This window comes from uncultured Microbulbifer sp. (genome assembly GCF_913055755.1).
Taxonomy (GTDB): domain Bacteria; phylum Pseudomonadota; class Gammaproteobacteria; order Pseudomonadales; family Cellvibrionaceae; genus Microbulbifer.
The window spans coordinates 63,632-86,495 of the sequence record NZ_CAJXKH010000004.1 but is presented as its reverse complement, the minus strand read 5'-3'; the positions used below and the strand labels follow the sequence as shown (position 1 = coordinate 86,495).

Sequence of the window (22,864 nt, the reverse complement as noted above, 5' to 3'; positions counted from 1 at the left end):
TGTGGTGGGGAAAAAGGCGATAGTTGGGTAGGGAGGTGGCGATGCGGGGAACGGGGGGCGTGTAGTGGCGGCAGCGCTACCGGGGACAGCCTTGTGAGACACGCCGTGAACCCATCCATGGGGGCTCTGCACCGCCATCCATGGCGGTGAAGGTCTCACAAGGCTGTCCCCGGTATCACTGCCTTCTCGGATAGCTCGAAAACTTACAACCACCCTTTCTTCTTGAAATACAGATAGGGCGCCATACCCGCCATCAGCATCAGTCCCAGCGCCCAGGGGTAGCCCAGCAGCCACTGCAACTCGGGCATATGCTCGAAGTTCATGCCGTAGATACTGGCGACCATGGTGGGGGGCAGGAAAACGACCGCGGCGATGGAGAAGATTTTGATGATCTGGTTCTGTTCGATGTTGATAAAGCCCTGGGTGGAGTCCATCAGGAAGTTGATCTTTTCGAACAGGAAGGTGGTGTGGGACATCAGGGTGTCGATGTCGCGCAGGATGCCCCAGCAACTTTCGCGCAGCTCCGGGTCGTCTTTCAGGTGGCGCTGGAGGAAGGCGACGGAGCGCTGGGTGTCCATCAGGCACAGGCGGATTTTGCCGTTGGAGTCTTCGAGCTTGGCCAGGTGGTCGATGGCTTCTTCCAGTTCGGCGTCTTCATCTTCCAGTACCAGGTGGCTGACCTCTCCCAGTTTCAGGTAGTTGTCTTCCAGGGCGTCGGCGAGGTTTTCCACTTTCTGCTCGAACAGCAGGATCAGCAGTTCCTGTGCGCTGCCGGCTTCCACCTGGCCGCGGCGGGCGCGCATGCGCAGCAGGCGGAAGTCTGCCAGTTCGGCGTCGCGTACGGTGATCAGCCGCTGGGGCTGGAGGATGAAGGCGGCGGTGGCGGTGTTGTGGCGGCCCTCGCTCTGGGTGAGGTACAGGGAGTGCACGTGGATGCCGGCGGTATCCACGAAATAGCGCGCGGAAGATTCGATCTCTTCCACGTCTTCGGATTCGGGCAGTTCGGTGCGCAGCAGCTGCTCCAGCAGGTCGCGCTCGTCTTCCTCGGGGTCCTGCAGGTCGATCCAGGCGGAATCGGCCAAGTTCTGGCTACGGTAATCGCTGCCGGAATAGGTTTCTTTGATTTTGCCACGCTGGATTTCGAACAGTCTCAGCATTGCCGCTTCCTTGAAATGATAGTGCTGCGGCCATGTTCGCAATCTGCCCGTCACAAATCAATCGCCGCCAGCACCATCGGCACTGGCGGCGGCTGAGTGGGAGGCCGTGGCTCTGCGGTTACAGCCAGGTCGGCAGTTGCGCGCGGATTTCCTCCGAGTCGCAGGTGGCGAGGTTTTTGCGGGATTCCCCGGCGATGGTGGCGAGGGTCGGCGAGCTCATGGACAGCCGCAGGCTGCCGGCCATGGCCGGTTCGGCCACGATATAGAGTTTGTCAAAGCGACCCTGCTGGCGGCCGCGCTCGAGGGCGTGGGCGATATCGCGGGCGAATTTCTTTTCTCCCTGTTTGCGGGAATCCGTGTGCCAGCTCATGGCGTGGCGCCCCTGTCCCTGGCTGTCGAAGGCGCGGCCGGGGGAGTCGGAGACCAGCTCCTGCCTTTTCATCCGCCCTTCCGGGTACACCATGGTTTCGATTTCACGCAGGGCGCCTGCGCGATTTTCCGCTTCGAACAGGCGGGCTTGAGTATGGTTGGCTACCAGAACCCAGGATTTTGCCATGACCGTTCTCCTCTCGTTTTTCTCTGGCTCTACAGCCAAATATTAGGGCGCAGTGGTTGCAGTCCGTAGCTGTTAGGTGGGGCGGGCGGGTCACTATACTGGCAGTGAAATCGACAGATCCGGAGGTGTGTGATGAAAGTCGAACAAGCCATGCACCGGGGCGTGACCTGGTGTGCGCCGGATACGCCGCTGTGGAAGGTGGCGCAGTTGCTGCGGGACCACGATGTGGGTGCGATTCCGGTGGGGGAAAATGACCATCTTGTAGGTATGGTCACCGACCGGGATATCGTTTGCCGCGGTCTGGCACAGGGCGGCGATCTGCGGGAAATGACCGCCCAGGATGTGATGAGTGAAGGGATCGAATACTGCTATGCGGACGACAATATGCAGGAGGCGCTGTCGCATATGGAGAGCAAGGCAATTCGACGCCTGCCGGTCATCAACGGCGCCAAGCGTATGGTCGGCATACTGAGTATGGGGGATATCTCCCACGCGGTGAACGACAGCGACTGCCATGAATATGCGGCTGCGGTATCCGCCCATCACTGATTGCTGAATACGAATCCGGGCGGAGTGTGAGCGATACCTCGGTTCTGTAATCGGATTGCCACAAAAAATACATATGCTGCGGGCAGTTGAACCGAGACCGCCCGCACATTCATGCCATTACCTGTCGCCATTGCCCGAAGCCATTACGCTGTTGCCCTGTGCCTGCTGCTGGGAGCGGCGCTGGCGGTGTGCCTGTGGCTTGCGCAGCAGCGGATAGCGGCCCCGGCACTGAGTGACTACCACCTGTATGAGTGTCGCACTTTGCATACAGGCCGCACTGCACATACAGAAAGCCCCGCGGAGAGCCGGCCGGTGTTCCGGATGCTCAGTGTCACCTCCCTGTTTGCCCGCGACATTGCCGAAAGCCTCTGCGCTTCACCGGCGATCGCGCGGTACTACCGCAGTGTGCAGATCTCCTGGAAACCGCGCACCCAGCTCACCGCGGAAGCGCTGCTGAATGAGCAGTACGACCTGATCTGGAGTCGGGAAAACACCCTGCGCGGGCTGGTGCCCGAATTTACCAGCTACTACGACACCCTGTTGCGTATCCGCCACTACCAGGTGTACTGGTTCAGTCGCGGGGAAAAACCGGCGCTGACTGCGGAGTACCTGAAGGGGCGCCGCCTCGGCCTGCTTAACGACCGCCTCAGCCACACCCACTACCTGTTGCCACTCGAGTCCCTCAAGCGTGCGGGCGTCTCCATTGCCGACCAGCAGCTGGTGTATTTCGACGATGCCATGAGTCTGTTCGCGGCCTTCCAAAGTGGGGAGATCGACCTGATCAGCGGCGGCCTGTGGCTGGAGCAGGATCTGGACATGCCCCTGCAGCGCACGCTGATTTCCGACAACGCAATTGCGGCCGGACTGTTTATTCGCAAGCAGCGCGCGCAGGAAGTGGACTGCGAGATTATCCGCGCGATGCAGGCACTGGAGAACTTCTTCGCCGACGGCAGCGAAATGGATCTGGAGGGCCATCACTGTGCAGTACAGTGAGCGGTGGTGGCTGCCGTCGGCAATACGCGGCGGGCTGAGGCAGGGGTTGAGCGGCGGACTGAAGGGTTGGCTGGCCTGCTGGCTGGGGCTGATGCTGGTATTCAGCGGCCTTGCCTACTGGCAGGCCAGGGCCAGTGCCGCACGCGACTTCGCGGCCGCACTGCAGGCAACGCTTCCGGGCAAGCTGGACCAGGCCCTGCGGTACGGTTTTAGCGAGGCCGATTTGCCCGAGCGGGTTGTGCAGAATATCAATGCGGATCTTTCGACGTTGCGCCCCGCCGGCGCCATGCCGTTTATAAAACAGTGCCGCGCGCAGGTAGTGCGGCTTATGGGCGAGGCTCCCCCTGGATTCCGCGCCGGGACTGGGGGTAGTGCGGTGACCTTCCGGGTGCCCTGGTTGCTGGGAGAGCGGCAGCAGTACACTGATTTTGCGCTCGACTGCGACACCCGCTGGCCGTTGTTGTTCGGCACACAGTCGCTGCTGGCTGCGGTGGTTACTTTTCTGCTGGCGCTGTTGCCGGTGCCGGTTTCCGCCACCTGCCTGCGGGAACTGCAGGCGCTGCGGGAAACGGGTATGCCCGCCGCCGAGGCACTGCCGGTGGCGCGGCAACTGCAAAAACTCGGAACCGTGCAGCGGGACCTGTATATCCGCCTGCAGCAGGACTTTCACGGGCGACTCCCCGCATTGCTCGACTGGCTACAACAGCCGTCGCTTGCCGGCCTCGATGCAACACAGGTGCAGTGGCTGCATAAAGCCTACGCCTGTAGTGGCGGTGACCTGACAACGGCTGCGGCCGTGGCCGCGTCCCCGGCGCAGCTCGAATTTTTTCCCGAGGGCAACCGGGTGCGGGTGCACGGCCTGGAAGTGCCGCTGGCGAAAACCCCGTTCTTCTATTACCTGTGGTACGCGCGCCTGCGCCGGGGTGGCGATGGCTGGCAGCTGAATCCGGCGGTCAATCGCCCGGACCGCGACGTGGCCGACGAGCTGGTAGCGTTGATGGAAGCCGGCGGCGGCCACGCCAAGGCCATCAACGACCTGCGGGAAAATGGCCTGCGTGCGAAAACCCTCGACCAGAACCGCAACAAGATCAAAGACGAGCTGATCGCGGCACTCGGCGAAGACCTTGCCGAACGCTATCTCTTCCAGGCCGAGCGCGACCCCAAAAGCAGCCGCTACCGCTATCGACTGGCGCTGGACGGCGCAGCCATCCTCATCCACTGATTCTTACACGGCCCGTTCCCTGGCTTTCCCCCGCTTGCAACTCCCTGATTTGAAAGACTTTTCCGTTTTAGAGATATCTCTTTTCCCGCTGCAGACATCGCTTTAACCCAACTGTAATACCCGCGGCCGAAGATGCCCTGGCCGCGGGAGAGAAGCTTCCCGCCCGGTGATGATTCTCCGGAATTCAAACAACAAATTCGAACAGCCGTGGCCGTGAATACGGTCGGGGTTTCCGCAACACAGCGGCAAATGACTTGAGACTATTGGGAGCGATCCAATGACTAAATTTTCACGCAGCAAACTGTCGCTGCTGGTTTCCCTCGCCGCCGCCGGCACTGCGCAGGGTGCACTGGCACAGGAATCCATCGACGCCAACCAGGTAGAAGAAGTTGTGGTAATGGCGTCGCCAATCCGCGACAGCCAGAAGGCCGCCATCGACGCCAAGCGCGATGCGGACAACAACGTCGACGTCATCTCCGCCGACACCATCGGCCGCTTCCCCGATCAGAACCTGGCGGACTCCCTCGGCCGTGTACCGGGCCTCGCCATCGAGCGCGACCAGGGCCAGGCCCGTTACATCAACTTCCGCGGTGCACCTTTCCGCTATACCTCCCTGGCCATCGACGGTATCAACATCCCCGGTGCCGAGAATGGCCGTGTGCCGCGCTTTGACAGCTTCCCCGCGGTAATCACCCGTCGCATTGACGCCAACAAGGCGATCATGCCGAATATGCCCGGTGAAGCGGTTGCGGGTTACATTAATATCTCCACCTTCGATCCCTTCGCCCAGGCGGGTTGGGCGCTCTCCACCGACGTGGGCATGGGCAACCAGGAGCTGGGTGACGGCGATATCGAAAAGCTGTCCCTGCGCACTTCCTGGTCCAACGAAACCGTAGGCTTCTCCCTGTTTGCGTCCGAGAACAGCCGCGAGCAGACCACCGACAACCGCGAGTACGATCTGGAACTGGTGGATGGTGAGGTGCTGGTGAACGAACTGGACTTCCGCAGCTACAAGGTGACCCGCGAAGACCGCGCCTACGGCGGCCGCTTCGAACTGCGCCCGCAAGACAGTGCCGTCGAGCGTGTGTTTATCAGCAGCCTGTACAACGAGTTCCAGGATTTCGAAGAGCGCAACCAGTACATCCTCGAATTCCCCACCGCGGAAGTGGGCACCGTGGGCGCGCCGCAGTTTGCCCTCGCCAACCGCATGCTGGAAGACGGCCTGTACGAGAACTCCACTTTCACCAACACCCTGGGCGCAGACCTGGCTCTGGGTGACTGGTTCGTGGAAGCGCGCCTGAACCTGACCGAGACCGAAAACAACACCTTCCTGCCGATCGCCATGAGTCGCGCAGGCCAGGTGGCCGCGAGCTACGATCTCAGCGACCTGGAAGATCCCATGGTGTCGGTCAGTACGCTGGATACCGGCGAGGCAGCGGACCTGAGCCAGATCGACTACTACATGACCCTCGGCTACCTGGTTGGCTCCGAGCTCGCGATCGACGCGAGCAAATTCAAGCTCGACGGCGAGCGCGACATCGTGGTGATGGACCTGCCCGCCACCCTGAAAGTGGGGGTGGAGATGGATGATCGCCAGGCCGATGGTTACGGCATGGCGGCGGGTATCGGCGGCTTCCCCAGCGATATCGATATCGCCAGCTTCGCCACCGACAACGCCTGGGACACCGACTTCACCAACGTGATCGGCGGTACCTACTACGACAACAAGGGCCTGCGTGCAGCCTGGGATCAGGCCGTGGGCGGCCTTGGCGTGGAGCCAGCGGCGGATCAGCTGATTAGCCTGGACGAGCAGGTACTGGCGGGTTACGCCATGGTTACCACCGAGTTTGGTTGGGGCAACCTGGTACTGGGCTCACGCTTTGAAAATACCGATTACAGCAGTGCCGGCCCGGAAGGGGACTACTCGGATTCCTTCACCAACGTTCTGCCCAGTGCACACCTGAATGTGAACCTAAGCGACGATGTGAAACTGCGGGTTTCCACCTCCACCGGCGTCAGTCGCCCGACCTACAATGAATGGCGCGCGTCCGCCGCGGTGAACCTGACCGACAAAATCGTAGTAGGCGGCAACCCGACCCTGGAGGCGGAAGAAGCCTGGGGTGGTGATATCGCGCTGGAGTGGTACCTGGGCGATGCCAGCCTGATATCCGCGGGGGCGTTTACCCGCACCATCGACAACGTGATTTATGCCGACAGTTCCAAAATTGATGGCGGTGTCTACCTGGCTTCGGCGGCGGGTGAAGAGTGGACCTACACCGGTTACGTCAATGGCGACAACGGCGAGATGAGCGGTGTGGAGCTGAACCTCATTGCCCAGGCGGACGACCTGCTGCCGGCCCTTTCCGGCTTTGGTGTCAGCGCCAACCTGACCGCACTGGACAGCGAGTTTGAAACCCTGACCGGAAATACCTTCAGCCTGCCGGGCACTTCCGACACCATCTTCAATGCCTCGGTTTTCTACGAAATGGACGGCTTCTCCATCCGCCTGAACCAGCAGTACCGCGATGACTGGCTGTCTACCACCGAGAATGACAGCATGGCGGAGTACTGGGATGCGCAGAAGCGTATGGATCTCCAGGTCAGCTACACCCTGCCGACTCCGGTATTCGGCGCCGACGTTACCGTCTACGCCAATGCCAACAACCTGACCGACGAGCGCGATGTGCGCTATGTGGGCGACGAGCGCACGCCGAACCAGGTTGAAGGCTATGGCCGTCGCTACCTCGCCGGTTTCCGTGTGAACTTTTAATCCCCTTTTGAATTTCCGCACAGTGGGCCCCGGCTCACTGTGCGGACAAAGTTGAAACAATAAAATTTTTTCAAGGTGTACTATGCAAAACAAATTTATCCACGGAATTCTCGCCGCTGCGCTTGCGGTCTCCCTGGGCGCCTGCAGCGCGAATGCCCCGGTCGCCGACAGGCAGCAGAGTGCCGCGGTCCAGGCGGAAGTCGGGCACCCGCGTGTGCTGCCGCTGGAAGGCGGCCGCAACTTCCGCGACCTGGGCGGCTATCAGACCACCGACGGTAAGACCATAAAGTGGGGCAAACTGTACCGCTCCGGTGTGCTGACCAACCTGACCGCTGACGACTACGACTACCTCCGCGATCTCGAGATCGCCACCATCGTGGATTTCCGTTCCACCAAGGAGCGGACCCAGGAGCCCGACAACTGGCGCGGAGGCAGTGCCATCACCCTCGAGTGGGACTACGAGATGGACTGGGAGCAGAATTTTGCCAAGGTGTTCGCCAAGCCCGATTTTGCGGCGAATGATCTGGTGGAGCTGATGGACAAGGGCTACGTCGAACTGGTCAAGCAGCAGACCCCGGCCTACCGCGCCATGTTCCAGCAGCTGATCGACAATGACGAGCCACTGCTGTTCCACTGCACCGCGGGCAAGGACCGCACAGGCATCGGCGCTGCGCTGATTCTCACCGCACTGGGTGTTGACCGCGAGACCGTGAAACAGGATTACATGCTGTCCAACGCTACCCTGAAAGACAGCAACCTGATGAAGGCGTTGCCGGAAGACGCGAGCGAAGCGGAAAAGCGCATGTACGCATTCTTCGCCCGGTTGCCCGAGGACGTGCGCGCTGCGATGACCGGTGTGGAAGTTTCCTGGCTGGAAACCGCATTTGCCGAGATGGAGCGCCAGCATGGTTCCGTTGAGGGCTATATCGAGCACGCACTGGATGTGGATCAGCAGGAGCTGGCCAGGTTGCGTGAGAACCTGCTCAATTAACGGGCGACCGGGTTTTCAGCTTCGCTGACCCCCGTACTCACCCGGTGGCATCCGCTACCGGGTGAATCGTTTTTGCAAATTCGGCTGTCCCAAGATGTGGCCCGGTGGTTGCAGGGTGAAAGGATTGTCTGGCACGCGCCGCTGCGCGGCCAGTGATATCAATCCGGATCACTCGGGAGCAAGGCCATGTCCCATCAAACTCCATTCATCATCTCTCGGGTTTCACCGTGCGTTGCGGTTTCCCTGCTTTTATTTCTGCTGGTTGCGGCTGTTGCGCCGCTGACTGCGGTGGCCGAAGATTCCGGCGGCTGGTTTGGGGCGCGCAGTGACGACCCGCTGATCAGCCTGGCGGTAACCCCGGTGGAAATCCATATCGAGGCGCCGACGCCATTGACCGGCAACAACCCGGCACTGTTGCTCGCCCTGTCCGGCACTGACGGCGGATTGGGGGCGCTGCGGGAAAAAGCCCGCGGCGAATTCCGACAGTATCTGGACCAGCAGGTGCAGATGCGCTTTGGTGAATTCTTTAAAGACGAGCGCGTGCACCTGGTGGACGGCGGCGCGCCGCTGACCCTGCATACCGACTTCAATATTGTGATTCGCCAGAAAATTCTCGATATCTTCAGCAACAAGGACTACGACCTGGAAAAGGGCACCATGAGGGCCTACGGAAGGTTCCATTATCGTCTTGTGGGCACGAACGCGGGCGCCCCGGCACTGCGTGAGGGAACGGTGAACATTGCTGACCTGGACCTGCGCAGCCGATATCGCACCCGCGCGCCCAAGGATGCCGGTGTGGTGGAAGACACAACCCGCGAAGCGACCGAGGAACTTTTGGCGGAGATTGCCGAGGAAGTACTCGATCAGGTCGAGGATGCGCTGGAAGCGGATGCGCTGCTGGAACTGGCGCGAAGATAGTCGCGAAGATAGTCGGAAAATTTCCAGCTTCAAAGGAGTGCGCAGGCGCCAGGGCGTGCTGCAAAACGGTGCGACAGTTGTTCGGGTTACGCGCAAATGTGACGGGCACTTGTCTTCCGATCTGTTAAGCTTTGTGCCAATTGTGGTATTTGGCACACGTGACCAGACGGGAGATTTTTATGTCAGCGGAACCCATCAAGTGTAAAGCGGCGGTGGCCTGGAAAGCCGGCGAGCCTCTGTCCATCGAGGAAGTGGAAGTGGCGCCGCCGAAGGCGAGGGAAGTGCGTATCAAGCTGATCGCCACCGGCGTCTGCCACACCGATGCCTTTACCCTGTCCGGCGATGACCCGGAAGGTGTGTTTCCCGCCATTCTCGGCCACGAGGGCGGCGGTATCGTGGAATCCGTCGGCGAGGGGGTTACCAGCGTCGCCGTGGGTGACCACGTGATTCCGCTGTATACCCCCGAGTGCGGCGAGTGCAAATTCTGCAAGTCCGGCAAGACCAACCTGTGTCAGAAAATCCGCACTACCCAGGGCCAGGGCCTGATGCCTGATGGTACCTCGCGCTTTTCCATCAACGGCAAGCCGATCTACCACTACATGGGTACCTCCACTTTTTCCGAGTACACGGTGCTGCCGGAGATCTCTGTGGCCAAGGTCAACAAGGACGCGCCGCTGGAAGAAATCTGCCTGCTGGGTTGCGGTGTAACCACCGGTATGGGGGCAGTGGCGAACACCGCCAAGGTGGAAGAGGGGGCAACCGTGGCGGTATTCGGCCTCGGCGGTATCGGTCTCGCCACCATTATCGGTGCACGCCTGGCGAAGGCGGGCCGCATCATTGCCATCGACATCAACGAGGGCAAGTTCGAGCTGGCGAAAAAGCTCGGCGCCACCGATTGCATCAACCCGAAGAACTACGACAAGCCGATCCAGGAAGTGATTGTCGAACTGACCGATGGCGGGGTGGATTATTCCTTCGAGTGTATCGGCAATGTCAATGTGATGCGCTCGGCACTGGAGTGCTGCCACAAGGGCTGGGGCGAATCGGTGATCATCGGGGTGGCCGGTGCCGGCCAGGAAATCTGCACCCGCCCGTTCCAGCTGGTGACCGGTCGCGTGTGGCGCGGTACCGCGTTCGGTGGGGTAAAGGGACGTTCGCAGCTGCCGGAGTATGTGGAGCGCTATATGGCGGGTGAATTCCAGCTGGATGACTTTATTACCCACACCATGCCGCTGGAAAAAATCAACGACGCCTTTGACCTGATGCATGAAGGCAAAAGTATTCGCAGCGTAATCCACTACCAGTAAGGTGCCTTCGATGTCTGTTGAACTTGTCAGTAAAACCCAGAGTTTCGATGGCAGCCAGTGCCAGTATCGCCACCAGTCCAGCGTGCTTGGCTGCGAGATGCGCTTTTCCATTTTCCTGCCGTCACAGGCGGAAAAGGACCAGCGCTTTCCGGTGCTCTACTGGCTCTCGGGGCTGACCTGCACCGACGAAAATTTTTCCCAGAAGGCCGGTGCCCAGCGCATGGCGGCGGAACTGGGAATCGCCCTGGTGATTCCGGATACCAGCCCCCGGGGCGACGATGTGGCCGACGACGAAAGCTATGATCTCGGCCAGGGTGCGGGCTTCTATGTCAATGCCACCCAGGCGCCGTGGAAGCCCCACTACCGCATGTACGATTACATCGTGGAAGAGCTGCCCAAGCTGGTGGAAGGCAATTTCCCGGTCAGTGAACGCCGCGCGATTTCAGGCCACTCCATGGGTGGCCACGGCGCCCTCACCATTGCGCTCAAGAACCCGGGCCGTTACACCTCGGTGTCCGCTTTCAGCCCAATCTGCAATCCCATGGCCTGTCCCTGGGGGGAAAAGGCGTTCGCCGCATATCTGGGGGCCGACAAAACCCTGTGGGAAGAACACGACGCTACGGTTCTTGTGGGGCGTGCCAGCGAGCGATTGCCGATGCTGGTTTCCCAGGGGGAGGAAGATCAGTTCCTGGAAGAGCAGCTGAAGCCCAACGCCCTGGAAGCCGCGGCGGAAGCGGCGGGCTACCCACTGAAGATCGAGCATCACGCGGGCTACGATCACAGCTACTACTTCATCGCCACGTTTATCGAGCAGCACCTGAGGTTTCACGGGGACTACCTGCTCGCCCATTAAGCCCGGCCGCGCCGCGGGCTTTTTGCGTCTGGACGTTTACAAACATCATACCGTCGCAGAATGTGGCGCTTGATCTCTCTCGGCTCTATCATCGTCAGCTTGCGTTTCAGGGGCTGTATCCCAGTTTCCTGCTGAAAATAACGAGTTTTTGAGAGATCGCATGAAACGGAAATTGTTTTTCCTGTTGGGCTGCGCTTTTGCCAGCTATTCTGCTGCCGAGCAGCTGACTATCGACAGAATATTCTCCGATCCCGCCCTGAGCGGTACCAGCCCACGCGCGCTGCAGTACTCTCCGGACGGCAGTCGGGTCACCTTCCTCAAGGGCCGCAGCGACGACTACAACCGCTACGACCTGTGGGAGTACCGCCTGAAGGACGGCGAGACCCGCATGCTGGTCAACTCCGACAAGCTGCACAGCGGCGAGGAAAACCTCTCCGACGAGGAAAAGGCCCGCCGCGAGCGCCAGCGCATCTTTGGCAGTGGCATCATGGAGTACAACTGGTCGAAGGATGGCAAGTCCCTGCTGTTCCCGCTGGCCGGTGACGTTTTCTATTACGACCTCAACAAGGGCCAGTCCAAGCGCCTCACCGAAACCGAAGCCTTCGAGACCGATGTGCGGGTTTCCCCAAAGGGGCACTTGGTTTCCTTTATCCGCGACCAGAACATCTTTGTGGTCGACCTGAAAACCGGCAAGGAGCGCCAGCTCACCACTGATGGCGGCAGTAAAGACGGCGCGATCAAGAACGGCATGGCCGAATTCGTGGCCCAGGAAGAAATGGACCGCATGACCGGATACTGGTGGTCTCCGGATGAAAAGCGCATTGCCTACCTGCAGGTGGACGAGAGCCCGGTGGACGAAGTGACCCGCAGCGAGATCTATGCGGATCGCATCGACATGATCAAGCAGCGCTACCCCGCTGCCGGCCGCCCCAACGTCAAGATTAAGCTCGGCGTACTGGATCTCGCGAGCGGCAAGACCCAGTGGCTGGACCTGGGCAAAGACGAAGACATTTATATCCCGCGGGTCAAGTGGGCGCGGGACAACCTGCTGTCCTATCAATGGCAGAACCGCAGCCAGCAGAAACTCGAGCTGCGCTTTGTGGATATCCCCGGGGGTAAAACCCGCACCGCACTGACCGAAACCAGTGATACCTGGGTCAACCTGTTTCACGGCCTGCGTTTCCTGAAAAACAGCGACCGCTTTATCTGGGCGTCGGAAAAGGACGGTTTCAAGCACCTCTACCTGTACGATTTTTCCGGCAAGCAGCTGGCGCAGCTGACCGAGGGCGACTGGGCCATCGACGAGCTGGAAGCGGTGGATGAAAAGGCCGGCAAGGTGTATTTCACCGGCCGCAAGGATACCCCGCTGGAACGTCATCTGTACGTGACCGGTCTGGACGGCAAGGGCGGCATCGAAAAAATCTCCAGCCGCAGCGGTATGCACGGTATCGCGTTTGCCGACGACGCTTCCGGTTATATCGATACCTATTCCAACCCGACCACACCGGCCCAGGTCAGCCTGCACGGCAGCGACGGCAAGCGCGTGACCTGGCTGCAGGAAAACAAGGTGGAAAAAGGTCACCCGCTGTATCCGTACATGAGCGATTGGATTGCGCCGGAGTTCGGCACCATCAAGGCGCCGGAAGGGCACACCCTGTACTACCGCATGTACCAGCCGGCGAACTTCGACCCGAAGAAGCGCTACCCGGTAATGGTATTCCTGTACGGCGGCCCGCACGCACAGCTGGTGACCAACAGCTGGGATCGCCCGTTCAACCAGTATATGGCGCAGCAGGGGTACGTGGTGTTCACCGTGGACAACCGCGGCTCTGCCCATCGCGGCAAAAAGTTCGAGGATCCCATCTTCAAGAAAATGGGCACCGTGGAGGTGGACGACCAGGTGACCGGGGTTAAATTCCTGCGCTCACTGCCGTATGTGGATCCGGAGCGCATCGGTGTTTACGGCCACAGCTACGGCGGTTACATGGCGCTGATGACCATGTTCAAAGCCGGCGATTATTTCAAGGCCGGCATTTCCGGCGCGCCGGTAACCGGCTGGGACCTGTACGACACCCATTACACCGAGCGCTACATGGGCAACCCGAACCAGGTGCCGGAGGCCTATGAGGCTTCCGCGGTATTCCCCTATGCGGAAGGCCTGAAGGGCCCGCTGCTGATTTACCACGGAATGGCGGACGACAACGTACTGTTCACCAATACCACCAAGCTGATCAAGCAACTGCAGGACAACGGCCAGCAGTTCGAGCTGATGACTTACCCGGGTAAAAAGCACAGTTTGCGCGGCAAGGAAACCCGCAAGCACTGGCACCACATGATGAAGGACTTTTTCGATCGCAACCTGAAGGGTGAAGGCTGATTCAGGTCGACAAATAAAAAGTACGTGATTAAAAGGGCTTTGCGATGCAAAGCCTTTTTTTTGTGCCGGTGTGTCGGGTTCCGGCGTTGTTATCCCCCGTTCAGGATGCGGCGGTAAAGGTGGTCTTTCATGTGCGCCCGGCGGATTTTCAGTTCATTGAAGTGGTTGTCGTCAGTGGCCACGCCCCGCTCTTCGAGTCCGCGAATTTCTTTGTCCAGTCGGTTGTAACTTTCGCTCTCGGACCTGAACTCCAGATCTTCGTTACGCAGGCTGCGGATGGTATCGGCGTATTCGGGGAAATCGGACTCCAGGGTATGGGCGGGAATTGGCATGAATGCATCTCCGGGTTAGTGGTCAGACTACCGGGCGCAGGGGCCCCTGATTCAAGTTTAGTTGTTGGATTTGGTGTCACAGGGGCTATTACCGAGAGCAGGTGTGTCCCCTGAGGGGGTGCCGCGGACAGAGCATAGCCCAGGAGTGCAGATTTTTCACAAGATCTAAATGAGAATCTGTTGCATTTGCATTTTTCCTAAACTAGACTCCCGTCCCGAGTTACATGGAGTCAACTTTGGGGACACACTGATGCAATCCGACAAGCAGATTTTCACCCGCGCGCTGCTGGCTTCCGCCCTGTGCCTGGCCAACAGCACCATCGCAGCCGACACTGATAACGAGCCTTCCGATGCGGCGATCGAAGAAGTGGCGGTTGTGGGGGTGCGCGAAAAGCGTGTCAGCCGGGGTGCCACCGGCCTCGCCCTGGCGATCAAGGACACTCCGCAGTCCATCAGCATTGTCGACCAGCGCACCATGGAAGACTTCGGTGTAACCGGCGCCAACGATGCGTTGGAACTGAGCACCGGCATCAACGTCGACCAGTACGAAACCAACCGCGCCACCTTCAACTCCCGTGGTTTCGAGATCCAGCTCACACAGGTGGACGGCCTGGGGATGACCAATGACTACGGTACCGTGGTGGGGCAGCTGGATACCTTCCTGTTTGAAAAAATCGAGCTGATCCGCGGCGCCAACGGCCTGCTGACCGGCGTCGGCAACGCCTCAGGCACCATCAACTATGTGCGCAAGCGCCCCACCAATGAAAACGGTGGCAAGGTGGAGCTGCGCGGCGGCTCATACGGCTACAAGCGCGCCGCCGCCGACTACAACCAGGTGCTGACCGAAGATGGCAGCTGGGCCGGCCGTGTGGTGGTGGCCTATGAAGACAAGGATTCCCATATCCGCGACCTGCACGACGAGAAAGCCTCGGTCTACGGTGTGATTGACGGGCAGATCGGCGACAACGGCGTGCTGACCGCCGGTGTCACCCTGCGCAACGACAAGCAGGATTCCCCCATGTGGGGGTCGCTGACCCTCTACTACCCCGACGGCAGCATGGCGGACTTCAGTTCTTCCTCCTCTACCGCGGCGGACTGGACCTACTATGACACCGAGGCCAGAACCGCGTTTGTCGAGTACACCCACCTGCTGCCCCAGGGCTGGGAAGCCAAGTTCACCTACAACCGTCACGAGAACGACACCCGTTCCAAGCTGCTTTACGCCTACAACACCGCTGGCAACTTCATCTACGAAGACGGCAGCGGGCTTGTCGGCTGGCCTTACCTGGGGACCACCGAAAGCACCAACGACCTGCTGGATGCCAACATCAGCGGGGCTTTCAGCGCCTTCGGCCGTGAACACAGCGTGATTGCGGGTATCAGCCACTCGATGAAGGAAACCGCGTCTGGCGCCGCCAGCGTTCCCGGTGAAGACATGTTTCTCCCGCTGTCTCTGCCCTATGGCGGCGACGTTTACCCGGAACCCCGGTGGGGCGACATCGAACCCAGCACCACCGGCGAGCAGGCGCTGACTCGCGTTTACGCGGCGACGCGCTTGAGCATCACCGATGCGCTGAAGGCCATTGTGGGTATGAACTCCATCAAACTGGCGCGGGAAGGCGGATCCATTTACGGCACCGTGGTGTCCCAGACCGAATACCCGGATACGGAAGAGACCAGCCCGTACATGGGACTGACTTACGACTTCACCGACAACATCCTCGGTTACGTCTCCTATTCCGATATCTTCCAGAACCAGGACCAGACCGACATCAACAAGGTCTACCTGGACCCGATGAAGGGCGTGAACATGGAAGCCGGGGTCAAGGCCGAGTGGTTTGACAATCGCCTGCTGACCACCGTGGCGGTATTCAGTGCAGAACAGCAGGGGCTGGCCACTTATGGCGGTATGACTGCCGACGGCAGCTATTGGTATACCCCCAAGGATGTGAACTCCGAAGGCTTCGAAATCGAAGCGGTGGGCCAGGTCAGCGACAACTCGAATCTGACCGTTGGCTTTACGCGCCTCAACCTCACCGGCCCTGACGGCAACGACATCTACGAATGGGTGCCGCGCACCACCGCACTGGTCCGCTTCGATACCCAGCTGGAGTCTCTGCCGCAGCTGCGCTTGGGTGTTAATGGTCGCTGGCAGTCCGATATCGTCGGCGGCTATGCCAGACAGGACGCGTTTTTCCGCGCCGACGTGTTTGCCTCTTACGCGCTGAGCGATGCCGCCAGTGTGCGGCTCAATATCAACAACCTGTTCGATGAAAAGTATGTGGAAGGTCTGGCGTACGGCGCCATCTACGGTGCACCGCGTCACGGTCAGGTTTCGTTTGAGTACAACTTCTGACCCGGACCAGCAGCGCGAAATTATTTGACAGTAGAAAAGCCGGGCCGCCCAGGGGCGCCCGGCTTTGTCCGTAAAGTGCCTTTTTTTAAAATCGAAAATTATGAATAAGACCCTGTTCAAACTGCACAGCTGGATGGCCCTGATCGCGTTCGTTCCACTGCTGGTGATCTGCGTCACCGGTAGCATTCTGGTGTTCAAGCACGAGATCGACTCCGTACTGCTCAAAGACAGGGTGCGGGTGGACGCCGCCGGCCGCGAGCGCCTGAGCCTGGATACGCTGGCGCAATCGGTGAACGGCAACTTCCCCGATTACGAAATCGTCGGCTGGGCCCTGTTCCAGGACAAAGCGCGCGCGGACCTGGTGTACACCATGGAACGCGGCACCGACGAGTGGACCTACGCCCTGCTGGACCAGTACACCGGCGAGCCCCTGCGCCCGCCCATGGGCCTGACCCACCACCTGACCGACTGGCTGCTGGACCTGCATTACACCCTGCTGGCGGGGGACTGGGGCATGCTGGTCACCAGTATCTTTTCGATCCTGCTGTGCGGGCTCGGGATCAGCGGCTTGATTCTCTATCGCAAATTCTGGAAGAACTTTTTCACCCTGCGCTGGAACGCGCGACTGATCGTGTATTTCTCAGACCTGCACAAGATGACCGGCATCATTGGCGCGCCGGTGCTGCTGATCCTGGGCTTTACCGGCGCCTGGTGGAACATCACCCATTTCGCCTACGAGATGGAAGAACATGCGAATGGTCACGAGCACTACAAAATGGCCGAGCGCCTGTACAACGACGAACTCTCGTTGCAGGCATTGATGCTCGACGCCGGGCAGCAGCTGGACAACTTCGAGACCACCTATATCTCCTTCCCCTGGGAGCCGGGTACCAATTTCACTTTCTGGGGGGACGTGCACAGTGGCAACCCGCTGATCAGCGAGTACTCGAGTACGGTTGCGTACAACGCCCAGAGCGGTGAACACCTGGGTAATTACGATATCCGCGAGGCCACCCTGGGGGCCAAAATCGTCGACAGCTACCGCCGCCTGCACTACGGCAACTTCGCCGGCCTGGTGAGCAAGATCCTCTGGTGCGTGATTGGCCTGTCGCCGCTGCTGCTGTCGATTACCGGTATCTATATCTGGTATCAGCGCCGCGACAAGCGCCGCAATGCGCGTGAGAAGAGGCGAGAGAAGCGCCAGGCCAAGGTGGCAGCGCAGGCGGGGGCGACCGCCTGACAGCTTGTCTGTCGGTCGCCCCAATGCAGATCAATGATCGGTTAGTCCCGAGCTTTGCGCTTCTTGCGTTTTTCGGTGTTTTCTTCACATAGACCAATGATCGGCAGGTAGCGCAATACTTTCATGTCCGGATCAATCACTACATGGTCATTTGCCGACGCGGCAATGGTGATTTTTCCGTTCACCGGTTGATATACCTGAAGCTGGTCGTTGACAGACACCGGCACCGGCATAGGGAAGGGCAGGTTTTCAGGGGTTTTCCAGGTCAGGGTAATTGACTGCTCCTGCAACTGTTCTACCAGTTCCGGCAGTTCAGCCTGTTTCAGGTATACATCAAACAGCCAGTTGTAATCCTGCCCGGTCAGTCTGTTGACGATATTGATAAAATCCTGCGTATTGCGGTAACGGGGGGCAATCGGATAAGTCAGGGAGGCGGTATCGTCTGTGCCGTACAGCAATTCCCGGGTTGCCTGCCAGAACAGTTCATCGCCTATCAGCCAGCGCAGGGTGTGCAGGGTCCATCCGCCTTTGCCATAAATATCGGAGTTAAATGCCTGCTCAGAGGTGATGTCACCTTCCAGAACTATGGGCTCGCAATTCATCAGTCCCAAATAGGATTTATACATTGAGTAGTCGTACGCCGCGCTCCCAAAATGATCAAGGCTGTAAGCCGGCTGCATGTAAAGACCGAAGCCCTCATGTAACCAGGCATCATTGAGCTTTTCATGGGTAATCAGGTTGCCAAACCATTCGTGGGCCAGCTCGTGTTGCAGCAACCAGTCAAAACCATATTCATCACGTTTATATTTTTTGCCATAGGCATTGATTGTCTGGTGCTCCATGCCCAGGTGGGGCGTTTCCACAAAGCCCAGCTTCTGGTCACCCCAAGGGTAAGGGCCCAGTTGGCGTTCGTAGAATTCAATCTGATGGCGTAAATCGTTATCAATAAGCGATTGGGCCTTTTCCCTGTTTTCGTTCAGTGCCCAGAATTCAATGGGCACCTCCGTGCCATTGATGCTGGTATAGGATTGCTGGATTCTGGTGAAAGGGCCGATATTCAGGGCGATGTTGTAATCGCTCGCAGGTACAGACAGCAGCCAGTCGAACTGGGTTTTGTCGTTACCTAGCGGATGGATTCCCTGCAACACGCCATTGGTGACGGCACTCAAACCGTTGGGGACAGTAAGCCGAATGCGCATACTGTCTGCCTTGTCCGCAAAATGGTCTTTACAGGGCCAGAACAGATCACAGCCTTCACCCTGCACCGCAGTGGCAATCCATGGCTGCCCATCCTCTGTCCGTTTCCAGACAGTGCCGCCGGCCCAGGGGGCATTGACGGCAACATGAGGCTGACCGGAATAGTAAACATCCACGGTAGCTCGTTCGCCTGCGCGGAATGTTTGCCCCAGGTCAATGGTCAGAATGCCGCCCGCTCTCTGGAATCGGGAGACTTGTCCGTCTACAAGAATCTGTTCAATATCGAAGCGACTGTCCAGCTTTAACTCAACCTGTGCGCTGTCTTTGGTTAACAGGAACTCCGTGCGTGCTGTACCTTTTATGGATTTTTTACTGGGGAAAATTTCCAGGTTCAGGTCATAGGTTTTGACATCAGCCCGCTGCGCTACGTCCGACAATGTCTGTCCTGTGTCACCAATCTTAGGGTCCAGCGGTGGGGCATGTTGGCAGGCGGCAAGACTCAGCAGGGGTAACAACCCCAATATTGGGGTTTTGATAGTTTTGGCAAACTTCGCAAAACGCATCGGGCTCTCCGCATTTTTGATACAAAGTGCCTGAGGGTAATGGCAAAGCTTTATGTGGTCTACTTTCAATAGGGCCGAAACTAACCAGTGATCATTGCTGTAATCTGTGATGGCAGTCCCACGGTGCCAGCGGGCCCTCTGCTTAGAATAAGTTGGTGGCCGGTGCTGGAAATGGGGGACCGGTCCGATTGGTCGTCAGCTGATAACAGATAACACGGAGCTGCGATGCGCTGGGTAAGCCTGGCCTGTTTACTATTGATACTCGCGCACTCGGCGCACTCGGCGCACTCGGCGCACGCCGAGCCCGGGAGTTTCACCGCCGTGGAATTTGCGCCCGTGGGGGTGAGCCGCGGGCTGGATGTCAAAGTCGCGACCTCGGTACTGGTAGACCGCAACGGCTTCCTGTGGGTCGCCTCGCGGGAAGGGGTGTATCGCTACGACGGCTACCAGGCTACTGCACTCAGGGCCGGGCGCGATGGCCTCAAGGACAACGATATCCGCGCGCTGTTCGAAGACCGCGCCGGCAATATCTGGATCGCCTCCAACACCAGCGGCCTCAGCCGCTACCAACCTGCCGAAGACCGCTTCACCCATTTTCGTCACGAATCTGCCAACCCCCATTCGCTGTCCCACGAAAGTATCTATGGCATGGCGCAGGATGCCCGCGGACAACTGTGGGCGGGCAGCCAGATTGGCCTGAATCGCATAAACCCGGAAACCGGAGAGGTGACCCGGTTTTTGCACGACCCGGCACAACCGCGCTCGCTATCCCACGACTATGTCTACGACGTGCTCGCTGAACCGGTCGAGGAGGCTGTCTGGGTCGCCACCATTGGTGGCGGTATCAATCGCTGGCGCGCCGGTGCCAGCGGTTTTGACCGCTTCGACCTTGCCGAGTTAACCGCGGCCGGGGCCGAGCTGAACAGTGTGTTCGCGCTCGCCCGCTATGAACGCAATATATTGTTCGCCGGTACCCGTGCAGGCCTGGTGCAACTGGATTTCGAGCGAGGCGAAGCGCAGGTGATCGACCTCGGTGGCGACGCGCCAACGGTGGTTCCCGCACTGGAGTGGGGCCCCGAGGGGCGCCTGTGGATTGCCACCATGGCGCGGGGGGTACTGGTTTACGACCCCGCAACCGGTGCGGTGCAGCCAGCAAACCCGAAGCCACCGGGAGAAGACACACAGCTGCCGGCGCTGCCGCAACTGTCCCTGCATTTCAGTGGTGAGCGTTTGCTGGTAGGCACCTGGGGCAGCGGTGTGTATATGGCGCGCATGCACCGGGAGCACTACGGCTGGGTGCGCGCAGGCCAGGAGCCCGGCCGTTTGCGTCACCACAATGTGACGGCAGTGGCCGCCAAACCCGGGCAGTTGCCCTGGGTGGGGTCTTTTGGCGGCGGGCTGCAACCCCTGCTGTCTGGCGGACGGGCCGGAGCCGGGCCGGGCGAACCCGATGACGGCCTCCACACCGACGGTGTGCTCTCGATTCTCCCGCGCCGCGATGGTCAGGTACTGGCGGGCAGTAACCACGGGCTGTGGGTAATCGAACAGGATGGCGGCTATCGTTTGCTGAACGGGGATTCCCCGGAAGGACTGGGGGCGGGTTACGTGACTAGCCTGCTGGAAAGTGCGGGCGGCGACCTGTGGGTGGGCGTCGGGGGCAGTGGCCTGTTCCGTATGCGGGCCGGCGGTGAACGCTTTCAGCGTTACGCACACGAAGTCGGGCAGGAGTACTCCCTGAGTGGAAATTACATCACCTCCCTGCTGCAGTTACAGGACAACCTTCTGCTTGTCGGTACCCGCTCCAGCGGATTGAACCTCTGCACTATTTCACCCTGGCAGTGCCTCCAGTTCGGTCGCGAAGACGGCCTCGCCCATCACAATGTCACGGTACTGTATCGCGCCCGCGACGGTGACATCTGGGTGGGTACCGATGGTGGCGGGCTGCACCAGCTTGCGCTCAAAACCGATGGCCGTCTGCAGCTGAAACGGCACTGGAGCGAAGAAGACGGCTTGCTGAGCGCCAGCATTATGGCGGTTGTCGAAGACGATGACCGGTCCCTGTGGATAAGTTCGCGGCAGGGATTGTCGCGGTTGCAGCCGAGTGACGGGCGGTTGGTGCACCACGTTGCCGAAAGCGGCCTGCCGGTGACCCACTTCAACGCGCGGGCAGCCGCACGCGACGATCATCAGCTCTACTTCGGCGGTATCGGAGGCCTTGTCACCATTCCCGCGGGCACCGAAATGGCTCCGCGGGAGCCGACGCCCGTCCGCATGGTGGACGTGTCGCGCGCAGTTCATCGCAGCGACGGCAACGGCATTCACACCCGTCCGGCGATGGCGCTGGAAAGTATGGATATCGATTGGGGAGAAATGCTCTCGGTATCGTTCGCGGTGCTGGATTTTGCCGGCTCCCCCCATCGCTACCAATATCGGTTACAGGCGGGGGAAGCCTGGCAGTCTCTCGGCCCGCGCCGGGAGCTGACCCTGCTCGAGCTGTCCCCGGGCGAGTACCAGCTCAGCGTGCGCGGGCGCGATGTTTTTGGTAGCTGGAACGAATCGCCCGCGTTCACGCTGAATGTGATACCGCCGTTGTGGATGACGGTGTGGTTTCGCGCTGCGGCGGTGGCCGCGATGCTGGTCAGTGGTTTTGCCCTGCATCACTTGCGCATGCGCGGCCTGCGTCGGCGCAACCGCACACTGGAAAAGCTGCGCCTTGAGCGTGAACGCGCGCTGGAAAAAGCGGAGATCAGTGGCCGGGAATTGACCCAGGCCCATGCCGGGCTGCGCAACCTCACCGCGCGGTTGCAATCGGCCAAGGAAGAGCAGTGGCAACAGATTGCCCGCGAACTGCACGACGAACTGGGGCAGAACCTCACGGCGGCAAAAATCAGCCTGCAACGGGTCGGGCGCGCCGCGAATAGGGAGGAGCGCGAGCGACGCGTGGGCGACTCCGTTTCCATGCTGGATCAAATGATCGCCCAGGTGCGCAACATTTCTCTTACTTTGCGGCCGCCGCTACTGGATGAGGTGGGGCTGGTGGAAGCACTCAGGGTACATCTGGATTCGATATCCGAACGCACGGAAGTGGAGATCGTGTTGCATGTGGGAGGCGAAATTGGCCGCGTATCGGAAGACCTGCGCACCACCATATTCCGGCTTATCCAGGAGGCAGTGAGCAATGCGTTACGTCATGCGGGGTGCCAGCGCATTATGGTCAACCTCCGTGGTGACCGTGCAAATCTCACGCTGATTGTTGAAGACGACGGCTGCGGTTTCGACCCTGATCTGGTGTGGCGACGAGTACTGCGCGGTGAGCACCTGGGCCTGCTGGGTATGCTGGAGCGGGCGCGCAATGCCGGCGGCGAATTGGCCTTCGATGCCAAACCCGGAAAAGGCAGTCGCATCAGTGCGGTGATACCCCGACGGATACATTCACCGGAACCTGTGCATCTGCAAAAAGCACCCGCGTGAACATGGTGCAGG

General features: G+C 59.8%; 16 protein-coding genes. 12 read left to right on the top strand and 4 right to left on the bottom strand.

Annotated elements, in window-relative coordinates; genetic code table 11:
• Positions 1–203 precede the first annotated feature (203 nt).
• Together corA and QZ511_RS01950 are read right to left on the bottom strand one after the other, a co-directional pair.
• The gene (gene corA, locus QZ511_RS01955) at positions 204–1,157 is read right to left on the bottom strand and encodes a magnesium/cobalt transporter CorA (RefSeq protein WP_295798166.1); all 954 of its coding nucleotides are present in this window, start codon (positions 1,155–1,157) and stop codon (positions 204–206) included.
• Between the two features lie 118 nt (positions 1,158–1,275).
• Positions 1,276–1,713, bottom strand: a complete 438-nt coding sequence (locus tag QZ511_RS01950) for a host attachment protein (RefSeq protein WP_295798165.1) — start codon at positions 1,711–1,713, stop codon at positions 1,276–1,278.
• A gap of 132 nt (positions 1,714–1,845) precedes the next feature.
• Here QZ511_RS01950 and QZ511_RS01945 point away from each other — a divergent pair, with 132 nt between their 5' ends.
• The 9 genes from QZ511_RS01945 to QZ511_RS01905 all read left to right on the top strand — a co-directional run bounded on the left by QZ511_RS01945 (position 1,846) and on the right by QZ511_RS01905 (position 13,693).
• Entirely contained in the window at positions 1,846–2,262 is a 417-nt protein-coding gene (locus QZ511_RS01945) for a CBS domain-containing protein (protein WP_295798163.1), read from the top strand.
• A 111-nt stretch (positions 2,263–2,373) separates the two neighbouring features.
• Positions 2,374–3,255 (top strand): hypothetical protein, encoded by an 882-nt coding sequence (locus QZ511_RS01940; protein WP_295798159.1) that lies wholly within the window; start codon positions 2,374–2,376, stop codon positions 3,253–3,255.
• On the top strand, positions 3,242–4,477 hold the full coding sequence (locus QZ511_RS01935; protein ID WP_295798158.1) for a hypothetical protein: 1,236 nt from the start codon (positions 3,242–3,244) through the stop codon (positions 4,475–4,477). Before QZ511_RS01940 ends, QZ511_RS01935 begins: the two co-directional genes overlap by 14 nt.
• Positions 4,478–4,754: 277 nt before the next feature.
• Positions 4,755–7,247, top strand: coding sequence for a TonB-dependent receptor (locus tag QZ511_RS01930; protein WP_295798154.1), 2,493 nt, complete (start codon positions 4,755–4,757; stop codon positions 7,245–7,247).
• 82 nt (positions 7,248–7,329) lie between these two features.
• A complete protein-coding gene (locus QZ511_RS01925; protein ID WP_295798151.1) occupies positions 7,330–8,238 on the top strand; it encodes a tyrosine-protein phosphatase in 909 nt (302 codons plus the stop codon).
• Positions 8,239–8,424: 186 nt separating this feature from the next.
• Positions 8,425–9,156: a hypothetical protein gene (locus tag QZ511_RS01920; protein WP_295798149.1), complete on the top strand. Its 732-nt coding sequence runs from the start codon at positions 8,425–8,427 to the stop codon at positions 9,154–9,156.
• 179 nt (positions 9,157–9,335) lie between these two features.
• The gene (locus QZ511_RS01915) at positions 9,336–10,463 is read left to right on the top strand and encodes an S-(hydroxymethyl)glutathione dehydrogenase/class III alcohol dehydrogenase (RefSeq protein ID WP_295798148.1); all 1,128 of its coding nucleotides are present in this window, start codon (positions 9,336–9,338) and stop codon (positions 10,461–10,463) included.
• A 10-nt stretch (positions 10,464–10,473) separates the two neighbouring features.
• Positions 10,474–11,316, top strand: coding sequence for an S-formylglutathione hydrolase (gene fghA / locus QZ511_RS01910; protein WP_295798146.1), 843 nt, complete (start codon positions 10,474–10,476; stop codon positions 11,314–11,316).
• Between the two features lie 160 nt (positions 11,317–11,476).
• Positions 11,477–13,693, top strand: coding sequence for an alpha/beta fold hydrolase (locus QZ511_RS01905; protein ID WP_295798143.1), 2,217 nt, complete (start codon positions 11,477–11,479; stop codon positions 13,691–13,693).
• An 89-nt stretch (positions 13,694–13,782) separates the two neighbouring features.
• Here QZ511_RS01905 and QZ511_RS01900 read toward each other — a convergent pair whose 3' ends face one another.
• Positions 13,783–14,025: a YdcH family protein gene (locus QZ511_RS01900; RefSeq protein WP_295798140.1), complete on the bottom strand. Its 243-nt coding sequence runs from the start codon at positions 14,023–14,025 to the stop codon at positions 13,783–13,785.
• Positions 14,026–14,275: 250 nt separating this feature from the next.
• Between QZ511_RS01900 and QZ511_RS01895 the strand changes: the two genes are divergently transcribed.
• Entirely contained in the window at positions 14,276–16,381 is a 2,106-nt protein-coding gene (locus QZ511_RS01895) for a TonB-dependent siderophore receptor (protein WP_295798129.1), read from the top strand.
• Positions 16,382–16,481: 100 nt separating this feature from the next.
• A complete protein-coding gene (locus QZ511_RS01890) occupies positions 16,482–17,621 on the top strand; it encodes a PepSY domain-containing protein (RefSeq protein WP_295798127.1) in 1,140 nt (379 codons plus the stop codon).
• A 41-nt stretch (positions 17,622–17,662) separates the two neighbouring features.
• Here QZ511_RS01890 and QZ511_RS01885 read toward each other — a convergent pair whose 3' ends face one another.
• Positions 17,663–19,381: a M1 family metallopeptidase gene (locus tag QZ511_RS01885; RefSeq protein ID WP_295798124.1), complete on the bottom strand. Its 1,719-nt coding sequence runs from the start codon at positions 19,379–19,381 to the stop codon at positions 17,663–17,665.
• A gap of 225 nt (positions 19,382–19,606) precedes the next feature.
• Between QZ511_RS01885 and QZ511_RS01880 the strand changes: the two genes are divergently transcribed.
• Positions 19,607–22,852, top strand: a complete 3,246-nt coding sequence (locus QZ511_RS01880; protein ID WP_295798121.1) for a sensor histidine kinase — start codon at positions 19,607–19,609, stop codon at positions 22,850–22,852.
• Positions 22,853–22,864: the final 12 nt, after the last annotated feature.